Source organism: Streptomyces sp. NPDC028331, assembly GCF_055565775.1.
Genome location: NZ_JBVHTR010000013.1, coordinates 1 through 13,184 on the forward strand (window position 1 = coordinate 1; position 13,184 = coordinate 13,184).

A 13,184-nucleotide genomic window follows, 5' to 3' on the forward strand; every position below is an offset into this window, starting at 1 on the left:
CTCGCCGGCTACGGCGGCATCTTCCAGCGCAACACCCGGGCCTCCGGGGTGATCCCGCAGATCAGCGTGATGCTGGGCCCGTGCGCGGGCGGCGCGGCGTACAGTCCGGCGCTGACGGACTTCGTGTTCATGGTCCGTGAGACCTCGCAGATGTTCATCACCGGTCCGGACGTGGTCAAGGCGGTGACCGGCGAGGAGATCACGCAGAACGGTCTGGGCGGCGCGGACGTGCACGCCGAGACCAGCGGTGTGTGCCACTTCGCGTACGACGACGAGGAGACCTGCATCGCCGAGGTGCGCTACCTCCTCTCCCTGCTGCCGCAGAACAACCGGGAGAACCCGCCGCGGGTGGAGTGCACCGACCCGGTCGACCGGCGCTCGGAGGTCCTGCTGGACCTGGTGCCCGCCGACGGCAACCGGCCCTACGACATGGCCAAGGTGATCGAGGAGATCGTCGACGACGGCGAGTACCTCGAGGTCCACGAGCGCTGGGCCCGCAACATCATCTGCGCGCTGGCCCGGCTGGACGGCCAGGTGGTCGGCATCATCGCCAACCAGCCCCAGACCCTCGCCGGCGTCCTCGACATCGAGGCGTCGGAAAAAGCTGCACGTTTTGTGCAGATGTGTGACGCTTTTAACATCCCGTTGGTGACGTTCCTGGACGTTCCCGGGTTCCTTCCGGGTGTGGACCAGGAGCACGGCGGGATCATCCGGCACGGGGCGAAGCTGCTGTACGCGTACTGCAACGCGACCGTGCCGCGGATCTCGCTGATCCTGCGCAAGGCGTACGGAGGTGCGTACATCGTGATGGACAGCCAGTCCATCGGGGCGGACCTCACCTACGCCTGGCCGACCAACGAGATCGCCGTGATGGGCGCGGAGGGCGCGGCCAACGTGATCTTCCGCCGCCAGATCGCGGATGCCGAGGACCCCGAGGCCATGCGGGCGCGGATGGTCAAGGAGTACAAGTCCGAGCTGATGCACCCGTACTACGCGGCCGAACGGGGCCTGGTGGACGACGTCATCGACCCGGCCGAGACCCGCGAGGTCCTGATCAGGTCCCTGGCGATGCTGCACGCCAAGCACGCCGACCTGCCCTCCCGCAAGCACGGCAACCCCCCGCAGTAACCGAGCGGACCCATCGCGGCAACCCCGCGGACCTCTCTCTCACGGAGACTGACAGCCATGAGCAACCCTGACATCCGCGTCGAGAAGGGCCACGCCGAGCCCGAGGAAGTGGCCGCCATCACGGCCGTCCTCCTGGCCCGCGCCGCGGCCCAGCCGCCCGCCCCGACCCACCGCGGCCGAGCCAAGGCAGGCTGGCGCCGCCTGGAACGCGAACCGGGCTTCCGCGCACCGCACAGCTGGCACGCGTAAAGCTGCGCCGCTCGAGCCGTCCCTGAAGGGCCCCTCCGCTTGGGAGGGGCCCTTCTTGCTGTGCAGCCTCTTGCTGTGCAACTTCTTCCTGTGCACGGGAAAAGGTGAGGGCCCCTCCGCAAGAAGGGGCCCGGGGTGCGCCCCCTGAAGGGGCGCGGGGAACTGCGCGACAAGCCACGTACGGCCCGCAGCCGGCGTGCGGCCATACGGGGCACCCGTATGGCCGCAACCTCCGTCTCACGAACTAACGAAGCCGAGCCATCAGCGCGTGCTCCACGAGAGTGATCAGCGCGGACTTCGCGTCGGCGCGATGTCTCGCGTCCGTCGTGATGATCGGCGTGTCCGGACCGATCTGCAGGGCCTCCCGGACCTCGTCCGGCGAGTACGGCTGCTGGCCGTCGAAGCCGTTGAGCGCGATCACGAACGGCAGGCCGCTGTTCTCGAAGTAGTCGACCGCGGGGAAGCAGTCGGCCAGGCGCCGGGTGTCCACCAGGACGATCGCGCCGATCGCACCGCGCACCAGGTCGTCCCACATGAACCAGAAGCGGTCCTGGCCCGGCGTGCCGAACAGGTACAGGATCAGGTCCTGGTCGAGGGTGATACGGCCGAAGTCCATGGCCACCGTGGTGGTGGTCTTGTCCCCGGTGTGGGTGAGGTCGTCGATGCCCGCCGAAGCAGACGTCATGACGGCCTCCGTGCGCAGCGGGTTGATCTCCGAGACGGCGCCGACGAACGTGGTCTTGCCCACGCCGAAGCCGCCCGCCACCACGATCTTCGCGGAGGTGGTGGAGCGGGAAGGACCGCCGCTAGAGCTTGCGAAGTCCACTGAGCACCCTTTCGAGCAGTGTCACGTCTGGCTGGCCGCCGGCGTTCTCGTCGCCGCCGGGCTGATGGATGGCGACCAGGCCCGCCTCCGCCAAGTCGGCGACGAGGATCCTGGCCACGCCGAGAGGGATCGTGAGCAGTGCCGAGATCTCGGCCACCGACTTGATTTCCCGGCACAGGTTGCAGATCCGCTGATGCTCGGGCAACTGGCCCTGCATCTGGTGCGGTTGTGCGGTGGTGTGCACCAGCGCCTCGATGGCGAGCTGGTAGCGCGGCCTGGTGCGGCCGCCCGTCATGGCGTACGGACGCACCAGAGGGTTGTTCGAGGACCCGGCGGGCGCCGGTTCGGGGGAGCGGCGCTGCGGCTGCACGGGCTGGATACGCGGCGCCGGCGGCTGGTCGTACGGCGACGGGCCGGGCCCCTGGGGGCCCTGCGGCGCGTACGGCTGCCGCCACTGGCCCGGAGCGGAGGGGAAGTCGTACCGGTTCTGGTCTCCCTGGCCCGGGCCCTGACCGGGGCCGTAGGACCAATTACCGGTAGGCGAACCGCCTGGGGGTGTTGCCACGTTCTCTCCTCCTCCGACCGCGCCGGGCACCCATCCCTGTGGAAGCCGCGTCCCGAAACCTTACGGCCCCGGGACGCTCAAACGCACCGTTCGTCTTCTAGTTGAGAAGGCTCCCCTGGAGCTCCGCACGAAGGTCCGGAGTCAGGACCGTACCGGCACGGTCGACCAGAAGCGCCATCTCGTACCCAATGAGGCCGATGTCCGCCTCCGGGTGTGCGAGAACCGCGAGCGACGAACCGTCGGAAATGGACATGATGAACAGGAATCCCCGCTCCATCTCCACAACCGTCTGGTTCACATTGCCGCCCTCGAAGATGCGGGAGGCACCCGCGGTCAGCGAGGTCAGACCGGACGCGACGGCCGCCAACTGGTCGGCGCGATCGCGCGGAAAGCCTTCGGACATCGCCAGAAGGAGTCCGTCGGCGGAGACCACCACCGTGTGGGACACCCCGGGGGTGTTGTCCACGAAGTTGGTGATCAACCAGTTCAGGTTCTGTGCCGCCTGGCTCATCGGGCTCACACTAACGCTCCTGGTTGTAGGTGCTGTCAGGACCGAAGCCCTGGCCGTTCGTTTCACTGCCTGCTTGGCGTCCCCGCTGGACGCCTCGGCGCAGGTTGCTCAGCCTGCCCCTGACGTCCTCGGGGGCACGGGAGACCTGGGGGCCTCCCTGCGGGGTCGCCTCCGCGGCGCCCTCGATCAGGTTCGCCTTGGGTACCCGTCGAGGCAGACCGGAAGCGGTCACCCCGCCCGCCTTGGGTTTCCGGAGCTGCGCTGCCTGCTGCCACCGCTCGTCGTTCGCGGAGCGCCAGTCGCCGCCCGTCTCCCTGGCCGCCGGCGGATCCTGCGTCACGGGCTGGGCTCGGCCGGCGGCACCGCTCGCGGTGGAGCCGCGGCGGGGCAGTCCGGCGTCGGTCAGCTCGTGGACGGCGGAGGGGGCCGGTCCCGGACGGTCGAAGCCTACGCGGTCCCGCTCACTCACGTCACCGGCCTGCGCGGATTCCGGTTCGGGACTGTACTCGGAGCGGTAGCCGCTCTGGAAGTCGTCCTGCCGGGGCCAGTCGTCCTGGTGCGCCGGCTCCTCGAAGGAGGAGAACGTCTCGGCCGCGGCCGGGGCGGACCGGTCCGCCGTACGGCCCTCCGGTGCCTGGTCCGCGTATGCGGGCTCCGGGTAGCCGCCGCCGGACGGGAAGCCGTCGTTCTGCGGCAGGCCGCCGTTCTGGGAGAAGTACGGGTCCTGGTACGCGGTCTGCTGGGGCTCCGCGTACGCCGTCTGCTGGTCGTACGACGCCCGCTGCTCCTCGTACGCGTGCTGCCCGGTGTCGTACGGGGACTGACCGTTGTCGTAGGCGTGCTGTCCGTCGCCGTAGGCGGGCTGCTGCGTCTCGAACCCGTCCTGGTACGAGGAACCGGTCCGGTCGCTCTCCGGCGCCTCTAGCTGCCGGTTCGTGCCCTGGACCTGGGCCTCCAGGGCCGCACGGCGCTCCTCGCGCATCAGTGAGCGGCCGACGGGGTCCAACTCCCGTATGTCGTTGGGCACCTCGGTGTAGCGGCTGTCGTCGAAGCCCAGCTCCGCCGCCGTCCGCAGCGGCTGCCCGTCGAAGCTCTCGCCCTGGAAGGGACTCTGCTCGGGGATGATCTGCGAGACGGTGAACTCGTCGCGCTCGAGCTGCTGCTCGCCGCCACCGCCGTGGGTGATGGCGTCGGGGAGCATGACCAGCGAGGTGGTGCCGGCCTGTTCGCCCGAGGGGCGGAGCTGGACCCGGATGCCGTGCCGGTCGGACAGCCGGCCGACCACGAACAGGCCCATGCGCTGCGAGATCGCGGCGTCCACGGTCGGCGGGTTGGCGAGCTTGTGGTTGATGTCCGCGAAGTCCTCGGCGGTCAGGCCGATGCCCTTGTCGTGGATCTCGATCATGATGCGGCCGTCGGGCAGCCGGGTGGCGGTCACGCGCACCTTGGTCTGCGGAGAGGAGAACGTCGTGGCGTTCTCCAGCAGCTCCGCGAGCAGGTGCACGAGGTCGGTCACGGCGCGGCCGTGGATCTCGGCCTCCGGGACGCCGGACAGCTCGATGCGCTCGTACTGCTCCACCTCGGAGGAGGCGGCGCGCAGCACGTCGATCAGCGGGACCGGCTGGTCCCAGCGGCGGCCGGGCTCCTCGCCGGCGAGGACGAGGAGGTTCTCGCCGTTGCGGCGCATACGGGTCGCGAGGTGGTCCAGCCTGAACAGGTTCTCGAGCTGGTCCGGGTCGGCCTCGTTGTTCTCCAGCTCGGTGATCAGGGTCAGCTGGCCCTCGATCAGCGACTGGTTGCGGCGCGAGAGGTTGGTGAAGATCGCGTTGATGTTGCCCCGCAGCAGGGCCTGCTCGGCGGCGAGCCGGACGGCCTCGCGGTGGACCTGGTCGAAGGCGCGGGCGACCTCGCCGATCTCGTCCGTGGAGGAGATGGGGATGGGGGCGACCCGGGTGTCGACCCGGCCGGGGTCGGTGCGCGAGAGCTGGTCGACCAGCATCGGCAGACGCTGCTCGGCGACCCCGAAGGCCGCGTTGCGGAGCTGGCGCATCGAGCGGCTCATCTGGCGGGCCATGAGGCCGGCGATGATGAACGCGGCGAGCAGGGCGACGACGACGATGGCGCCGGTCACGAACGCGGACTGCTTGGCGTTGTCGGCGATGTCCGAGGCGTCCGCCACGGCCTTGTCGGCCATGTCCGACTCGATCTGGCGGTAGGCGTTGAACTTGAGTGTGTTGACCGCCCACCAGTTCTGCGGCGTGATGCCCTGCTGGGCGAGCGCGGCGCGGGCCGTGGTGCCGGTGGACGGCAGCGAGGCGAGGGCCGAGACCATCTGGGTCGGGTCGGACGGCGGGGGCACGTAGTTCGGGTCCTTGGCCTTGGCCTGCTGGGCCATGGCCGCGCCGTCGGACTGGATCTTCTTCTGGAGAACGGAGAGCTTGTCGGCGTCCGCCTGCGTGCCGCCGCCGATGTACTCCTCGACGGCGATGCCCTCGAGGTAGGCGTACGAGGACAGGGCGACGCGCTGCTTGGCGAGGCTGGTGTCCGAGGTGCCGGGCTTGATCAGCATGTGCATGCCGATCGAGCGCTCCAGGGACAGCGCGGCCTTGGTCAGCGAGATGGCGTAGACGGTCCGGCCGTAGCTGGTGATGTTGCCGGTGCCCAGACCGAGTTCGTTGGCGAACTCCATCAGCGGGTGCTGGACCTGGACGTAGCCTTCCTCGGTCTGCACCCCGCTCAGGGCGGAGGTGTAAGCGCCCTGGCGCAGGGCCGGCAGCTTGGTCTCCGCTTTGCGGAAGATGGAGAGACGGCGCTCCAGGCCCGACTTGTGGGGCATGTTCCGGGCCGCCTGGTCGAAGGCCTTGGCGGCCTGGTCCGTGGCGCTGCGCGCCTGGACGACCGTCGGGTCGTTCTGGCCCTTGCCCTGGAGGAGGGGAGCGGCGCTGACGTCGCGCTCGGTGATGAGCGCGTTGGCGTAGGTCAGGGACGCCTGCACGAGACGGGCCGTGTTCTCCGCGTCCCGCGCCTGCCGCCAGGTGTCGATCGAGCTCTTCACCTGGAAGCCGCCCATCACCAGGCCGACCAGCACGGGTATGAGCAGGATCGCGTTCAGCCTGGTCGGCACGCGCCAGTTGCGCGGGGAGAAGCGGCTGCCGCTGGGCGGGAGAGCCGTCGGCTCCGGACCGGGCACTTGTGCGGGTGCCGCACCGCGCGGCGGCGGGGTGAAGTTGCCCCGTGCCGACGGCTCGGGACCGTTCTTGCTTCGCCTCACTCGACCAACAACCTCTCGGCGACGGCACCTACGTCGTGCCGCGGTGTCTCCAGAGCCCTGTCTGAGACAAGTACGTCTTTGACTATTGGGCAGTTCAGGCATTCCAGCACGTCAGCCTGCGCGATTCCAAACACTCGGAATCTGGGATTCCGGAGGCTGGATGCCGTAGATAAAACGGTCATAAAGAGCGAGCCCCGCCAAAAGGCGGGGCTTTTGTGAGCGCAGCGGTACCGACCGACCGCGCGGTGTGTCGGTACCACCGAATTTCTCTGTCGAAACGTTATGAACACCCGGGCCGACCGTGTCAAACGCCACAGCCGGCACCGGTGATCTACGACAACTGCCGTATGGTGCCGCCGACTTGATCTACCGCAGGCGGGCCATGAGCGCATGTTCCACCAGCGTGATCAGCGCACTCTTCGCATCGGCACGGTGCCGGGCGTCCGTCGTGATGATCGGCGTGTCCGGACCGATCTGCAGCGCTTCCCGCACTTCGTCGGGCGTGTAGGGCTGGTGCCCGTCGAAGCCGTTGAGCGCGATCACGAACGGCAGGCCGCTGTTCTCGAAGTAGTCGACCGCGGGGAAGCAGTCGGCCAGGCGCCGGGTGTCCACGAGCACCACCGCGCCGATCGCACCGCGGACCAGGTCGTCCCACATGAACCAGAAGCGGTCCTGGCCCGGGGTACCGAACAGGTACAGGATCAGGTCCTGGTCGAGGGTGATACGGCCGAAGTCCATGGCCACCGTGGTGGTGGTCTTGTCCCCGGTGTGGGTGAGGTCGTCGATGCCCGCGGACGCGGAGGTCATGACGGCCTCCGTGCGCAGCGGGTTGATCTCCGAGACGGCGCCCACGAACGTGGTCTTGCCGACGCCGAAGCCGCCCGCCACCACGATCTTCGCGGAGGTGGTCGCCCGCCCTCCGTCAGAGCTTGCGAAGTCCACTGAGCACCCTTTCGAGCAGTGTCACGTCCGGAGCGCCGCCGTTGCTCTCGTCGCCACCCGGCTGGTGGATGGCGACGAGTCCGGCCTCGGCGAGGTCCGCGACGAGAATCCGGGCCACACCGAGCGGCATGGCCAGCAGCGCCGACACCTCGGCCACCGACTTCACCTCGCGGCACAGGTGGCAGATCCGCTGGTGCTCCGGCAGCAGTCCCATCAGCTGGGCCGGGTCGGCCGTGGTGCTGATCAGTGCCTCGATGGCGAGCTGATAGCGCGGCCGGGTCCGGCCGCCCGTCATCGCGTACGGACGGACCAGCGGCTGGTCGCCCTCGTCCCCGTACGGCTCGGCGTACGGATCGTGAGAGGCGGTGGGCGGGGTCATGAATCCTCCGGGCGGGACAGCAAGTCGGTCAGTCGTGCCGTCTGACGGGGCCGGTGGGGGGACTGTGGCGGCCTGACGGTGATTTCGTGAGGTGGGTGGTACCGGGGCCGGTCAGTGGAGCAGACTGCCCTGGAGTTCGGCGCGCAGGTCGGGGGTGAGTACCGCGCCCGCGCGGTCGACCAGGAGTGCCATCTCGTAACCGACCAGGCCGATGTCGCACTCGGGGTGGGCGAGCACGGCGAGGGACGAGCCGTCCGAGATGGACATCAGGAAGAGGAACCCGCGTTCCATCTCGACGACGGTCTGGGCCACCGTGCCGCCCTCGAAGATCCGGGAGGCTCCGGCCGTCAGCGACGTGAGCCCGGAGGCCACGGCCGCAAGCTGGTCGGCGCGGTCCCGCGGGAAGCCCTCCGACAGCGCCAGAAGGAGACCGTCGGCGGACACGACGACGGTGTGGGACACCCCGGGGGTGTTGTCCACGAAGTTGGTGATCAACCAGTTGAGGTTCTGTGCCGCCTGGCTCATCGGGCTCAACTAACGCTCCTGCTGGTGAGTGGGGCTGGGGAAGCTGCCGGTCTGGCCGGTACCGGCCTGGCGACCCTGGGCGATGCCCCGTCGGAGATTGGTCAGCCGGCCGCGCACGTCGTCGGGCGCGCGCGAAACCTGCGGACCGGTGTGGTGCTGTTGCTGCTGGGCCGTGCCCGGCACGAGGTTCGCGCGCGGGACCCGGCGCGGCAGGCCGGAGGTGGTGACCCCGCCGGAGGCGGGCTGCCGTACGCGCTCGGCCTGGCGGACGAGCTCGTCGTTCGGGGAGGTCCGCCACGACGAGCCGGCAGGGCGCTGGGGGGCCGGGGCGGGCTGGGCCTGCGGGGCGGCCTGCGGCGCCGGAGCACCGCCCTGCTGCCGCTCGCGGAACCAGTTGGTCTCGAGCGTGTCGTACAGCGGCGTACGCCCGTCGCCGGGACCCGCCGCCGGGGGCAGGGCCTCGGGCTCCTGACGGCGCTGAGGCTGCTGCGGGGCCGGCGGCCGGGAGACGCCGTAGGCGTCACCGCCCGCCTGCGGACGCTCGAACTGTCCGGTGGAGGACGAGTCCTGGCGGTTGCCGTAGCCCGGGGCCGGGAACTGGCCCGTGCCGGAGCCGTCGTAGCCCTGCGGGGCGAACCGGCCGGTCGTGGCGGGGTCCTGGGTGCGGCCGGGCGCCGGGAAACGACCCGTGTCCTGGCCGTGCCCGCCCGCCGGGAACTGATCCGTGGCAGCACCCGGGTTGGGGGCGCCGAAGACGTCGGAGCGGACGAACTGCCCGTTGTCCGCGGCATTGCCGGCGGGGCGCGGGGCGTCGAAGTCCGGGCGCGGGAACTCGGACGTGGAGCCCGGGCCCTGACGGTCGTCGATCCGCGGCATGGGCGAGGTCGAGGTCAGCGCGTCCGGCTCCTCGTGGCCGCGCGGGGCGTCCAGCGAGGTGCGCGGCACCGGCGGCTGCGCGTTCTCGTCGCTCCAGCTCGGCGTGCGCTGCTGCGGGCCGGCACCGGGCAGCTCCGCCCGCGGACCGCCACGCCCGGGAAGCTGCGGACGGCGACGGCCACCGCGCTCCTTGGGCTGCTGCGGCGACTGCTGCTGAGGCTGCTGCTGTTGAGGCTGCTGCGCCGGTACGGGGGCGCTGTCGCCGAAGCCGGCCGGGCGCAGGCCCGGGCCGCCGTCACCGAAACCGCCCTGGCGGGAGCCGGGCTCCTGGAAGGCCTGGGCCGCCTGCAGCCCCTGCGGGCCGCCCTGTCCGAAGGCTCCGGCGCCCGCACCCGCGCCCGCCGGAGCCGGACGGCCCTGCGGGGAGACGGGTGCCTGCGGGGCACCGGGGCCGCCGGGACGGCCACCGGGGAAGGCACCGGGCAGCGCGGCGCGCGGGCCCTGACCGGAACCCACCTGCCCACGCTGCGGGGCGGCGTCGAGATCCGGGCCACCGGCGGGCCGGTTGCCCTGCTGTGCCTGGCGACGGGCCGCGGCCGCACCTGCGGCCGCCTGCGCGGCGGCCGGGCCACCGGAGTGCGGGGCGCCCTGGCCGGGCTTGCCCGGAGTGGGCTTCTTGCCGCCCTGGGCGACGTCGACCGGGAGCATGACCAGCGCGGTCGTACCACCGGAGTCGGACGGGCGGAGCTGGATGCGGATGCCGTGGCGCTGCGACAGACGGCCGACCACGAACAGACCCATGCGGCGGGAGACCGAGACGTCCACGGTGGGCGGCGAGGCGAGCCGCTCGTTGATCGCCGCGAGGTCCTCGGGCGACAGACCGATACCGGTGTCGTGGATCTCGATCAGGACGCGGCCGTCGGGCAGCGCGTGACCGGTGACCTTGACCTTGGTCTGCGGGGAGGAGAACGAGGTGGCGTTCTCGAGCAGCTCGGCGAGCAGGTGCACCAGGTCGTTGACGACGCGGCCGGCGACCTCGGTGGCCGGGACCGCCGCCAGCTCGATGCGCTCGTACTGTTCCACCTCGGACGCGGCGGCGCGGAGCACGTCGACCAGCGGGACCGGGCGGGTCCAGCGGCGGCCCGGCTCCTCACCGGCGAGGACGAGGAGGTTCTCACCGTTACGGCGCATACGCGTCGCGAGGTGGTCGAGCTTGAACAGCGAGGAGAGCTGGTCCGGGTCCGCCTCGCGGGACTCCAGTTCCGAGATCAGCGAAAGCTGGCGCTGGATGAGGCCCTGGGAGCGGCGCGAGAGGTTTGTGAACATCGCGTTGACGTTGCCCCGCAGCAGGGCCTGCTCGGCGGCGAGGCGGACCGCCTCGCGGTGCACGTCGTCGAAGGCCGCGGCCACCTGGCCGATCTCGTCCCGGGAGTGCACACCGACCGACTCCACGGACGTGTCGACGTCCTGCGGGTCGGACTCGGAGAGCTGCTTGACCAGCTCGGGCAGGCGTTCCTGGGCGACCTTGGTGGCGGTCTCCTGCAGCCGGCGCAGCGAGCGGATCATGGAGCGGGCGACGACGAAGGCGCCGACGAGGGAGACACCGAGGACGAGGAGGATCAGCGCACCGGAGATGATCGCCTCACGCTGCGAGGCGTTCTTCAGCTCGCGGGCCTTCTGCTCCATCTGCTCCAGGAGCGTGCCCTCGATGCTCTTCATCTGCTGGATCTTGGTCGAGTCGTCGTCGACCCAGTCCTTGTACGAGCGCTTGTCCTGCGACTGGAGGCCGTCCGCGCTCTTCAGCACGCGGCTGGCGTACTGGTCCGCGGCCTCGATCGTCGGGCTGCCCTGGTCGATCGGCTTCGTCAGGTCCTCGGCGCCGTCGCCGTAGATGCTGCGGAAGCTGTCCAGCTCGGAGTCCTGGCTCTCCAGGGCCGAGAGGGCGTACTGGCGGTCGTTCTCCGAGAGGTCGCCGAACGTGGTGTTGCTCGCCGGCAGGGCCGCCGCGATGACCGCGCGCTGCTCCGACGCGTACTCCTTGGCGGTCGAGAAGGCCGCCAGGGCGCGGGTGCGCTGGATCATCTCCGGGTTGCTGGTGGCCTCCGCCATGTCCTGCGACAGGCCGAGCAGTCCGGTGATCAGACGGTGGTACGCCTCGACCGTCTGCGTGGAGTTCTTGGGGTCCTTGTAGGCGTTGGCGCGAATCGCGCTGAGGTTGTTCAGCTCGCTCGCGATGCCGACGATGCTGTCGCGCACACCCGAGAGCTGGCCGCTGCCGGAGGCGTCGCCGATCTCCTGGGTGCCCTCGAGGAAGGCGGAGCGGGCCCGGTTGGTCTTGTCGCGGACGCCCTTGACCGTGTAGTCGTTCGCGCTCGCGCCGTGGGCGAGGGGGCCGGCGGACTGGTCGCGCTCGTCCTGGAGCGCCTCGGCGAGCTGTGTCGCCTGCCTGGTCATGTCCGTCAGCAGCTTCATGTTGTCGAGCTGCTGGATCTGGTCGACGTTGTCGCTGATGCGCAGGGCGCCGAGCGAGGTCGCCGCGACCACGGGGAGCGCGAGCAGCGACACCAGACGCGTGGAGATGCGCCAGTTGCGCAGCGCCATACGTGAACCGGCGTCGACCGGGGGAGTGCTCTTGGGTGTCGGGGGCGCCGGGGGCGGCGTGGCCGACGTGCCGAGCGTGGGGGCACCGGTGCGCCCGGGCCGCTCGGGGCCGCCGGCGGCCGGTGCCGGTCCCTGGTTCTGGGCGTGCTGGGGCGAGGAACCGCGGTCGGTCCCGCCATGCGGCTCCGGCTCCGCCGAAGCGCTGCCATCCCTCTTGAAACGTCCCTGCACTAGCGTCGCAACCTCTGGACCAGGCGTCCCTCCGCGTGAGCGGCGGGACGGTGTCGGCGTCGTGGGGAGCGCCCTGAATACGCTCCCCGGGTGGTCGTGAGTGACCGGCGCTGGCTCCCCCTTCCCGCCGCTGTTCGGCGCTGCGTTGCGCCCCCTGTGCGCCGGTGCGATCCCGCGGCGGTCCGTGGAATTCCAGCACAGTGCCGGATCTCCAACAAGGCCAACGGGTGAGGCTGTGACCACAGTGACACCTTGTGAGGGGCGCGTCACCGGACGTAGAAAGTGATGTCGTGCATAAGGGGCGTATACGGACGAGGTGTTGAGGTGTGCCCGGTGTCCCAGTCGCCATGATCAGGAGCGGAATGCGGGCTTCAATGGAGCAATGTCCGTTTCACTGCAGGGGGTTGGCGGCCTCGATTGCCCCTTTTGTCCGCGAGTCAGTGAGGAAACTCACACGGCGATCAGACCCTCTTCAGGGCTTTGCGCGGGAATTGGATGTTTAGCCTGACGCTTTACAGGGATGGCGAATCCGACAACCCGCGCCCCGGCGGCGGCCCTTGAGGCCCGCCCGGCGCCCGCAACGACGAGGTCAACGACAACAGTGAAGACCACGATGATGTTCCGCACCATAGCGAACCCGCGGCGGACGACGCTGGTGAACCTCACCGATGCCGAGGAGCTGCAGGCGCCGGCGACCCCGGAACACTCCGTCGACCTTCCCACCCAGACCGCCAATCCCAAGCGCACCGTCCTCATGGAGATCCCGGCCCAGGTCTCCGTCGCCCAGTAGTACGCACGGCGGACGCCGCCCGCTCAATGGGGGCGAGGGCGTCCGAGGGACCGATCTTCCGGCGCCCCTCTCTTCCGGCGCCCCGCGGCAGGCCCCCCAAGGAGGGCGTGCGCCGTGCCGTCCGGCACCGGCGCGCGGCTCCCGCACGGCAGGCGCGGAGATCACAAGATGCGGCGGGGGAGGGGGGGGGGGGGGGAAGGAGGGGGGGGGGGGGCGCGTCTTTGGGGGGGGGGGAGAGACACCCTCCCGTAGGGGGGGGGGGCAAAAATCCTCCGTGCGCGCCTCCCAAA

11 protein-coding genes are annotated in these 13,184 nt (G+C 70.5%); 3 read left to right on the forward strand and 8 right to left on the reverse strand.

The window, feature by feature from the left end; all coding sequences use genetic code 11:
* Positions 1-1,128: acyl-CoA carboxylase subunit beta (locus tag ACZ4SW_RS20030; RefSeq protein WP_468244994.1), on the forward strand; the 1,128-nt coding region annotated here is incomplete at its 5' end.
* A gap of 57 nt (positions 1,129-1,185) precedes the next feature.
* Positions 1,186-1,377 (forward strand): acyl-CoA carboxylase subunit epsilon, encoded by a 192-nt coding sequence (locus ACZ4SW_RS20035; RefSeq protein WP_468244997.1) that lies wholly within the window; start codon positions 1,186-1,188, stop codon positions 1,375-1,377.
* Positions 1,378-1,621: 244 nt separating this feature from the next.
* On the opposite strand, the gene ACZ4SW_RS20040 is transcribed toward ACZ4SW_RS20035, so the two are convergent.
* The 8 genes from ACZ4SW_RS20040 to ACZ4SW_RS20075 all read right to left on the reverse strand — a co-directional run bounded on the left by ACZ4SW_RS20040 (position 1,622) and on the right by ACZ4SW_RS20075 (position 12,104).
* Positions 1,622-2,203 carry a GTP-binding protein gene (locus ACZ4SW_RS20040; protein WP_093769009.1) on the reverse strand — a complete coding sequence of 194 codons (582 nt, stop codon included), beginning with the start codon at positions 2,201-2,203 and terminating at the stop codon, positions 1,622-1,624.
* Complete coding sequence (locus ACZ4SW_RS20045; protein ID WP_263232246.1) at positions 2,184-2,768, reverse strand: DUF742 domain-containing protein; 585 nt, start codon at positions 2,766-2,768, stop codon at positions 2,184-2,186. The genes ACZ4SW_RS20040 and ACZ4SW_RS20045 overlap by 20 nt, the downstream gene beginning before the upstream one ends.
* 97 nt (positions 2,769-2,865) lie before the next feature.
* Positions 2,866-3,279 (reverse strand): roadblock/LC7 domain-containing protein, encoded by a 414-nt coding sequence (locus ACZ4SW_RS20050; RefSeq protein ID WP_029385896.1) that lies wholly within the window; start codon positions 3,277-3,279, stop codon positions 2,866-2,868.
* 10 nt (positions 3,280-3,289) lie between these two features.
* A complete protein-coding gene (locus tag ACZ4SW_RS20055; protein ID WP_468245005.1) occupies positions 3,290-6,550 on the reverse strand; it encodes a sensor histidine kinase in 3,261 nt (1,086 codons plus the stop codon).
* Positions 6,551-6,916: 366 nt separating this feature from the next.
* Entirely contained in the window at positions 6,917-7,492 is a 576-nt protein-coding gene (locus ACZ4SW_RS20060; RefSeq protein ID WP_054219273.1) for a GTP-binding protein, read from the reverse strand.
* Positions 7,473-7,871, reverse strand: coding sequence for a DUF742 domain-containing protein (locus tag ACZ4SW_RS20065; RefSeq protein WP_366024938.1), 399 nt, complete (start codon positions 7,869-7,871; stop codon positions 7,473-7,475). Before ACZ4SW_RS20065 ends, ACZ4SW_RS20060 begins: the two co-directional genes overlap by 20 nt.
* 111 nt (positions 7,872-7,982) lie before the next feature.
* Positions 7,983-8,396 carry a roadblock/LC7 domain-containing protein gene (locus tag ACZ4SW_RS20070; RefSeq protein WP_103838061.1) on the reverse strand — a complete coding sequence of 138 codons (414 nt, stop codon included), beginning with the start codon at positions 8,394-8,396 and terminating at the stop codon, positions 7,983-7,985.
* A 9-nt stretch (positions 8,397-8,405) separates the two neighbouring features.
* Complete coding sequence (locus ACZ4SW_RS20075; protein ID WP_468245016.1) at positions 8,406-12,104, reverse strand: sensor histidine kinase; 3,699 nt, start codon at positions 12,102-12,104, stop codon at positions 8,406-8,408.
* Between the two features lie 601 nt (positions 12,105-12,705).
* Between ACZ4SW_RS20075 and ACZ4SW_RS20080 the strand changes: the two genes are divergently transcribed.
* The gene (locus ACZ4SW_RS20080; RefSeq protein WP_468245021.1) at positions 12,706-12,894 is read left to right on the forward strand and encodes a hypothetical protein; all 189 of its coding nucleotides are present in this window, start codon (positions 12,706-12,708) and stop codon (positions 12,892-12,894) included.
* Positions 12,895-13,184 lie beyond the last annotated feature (290 nt).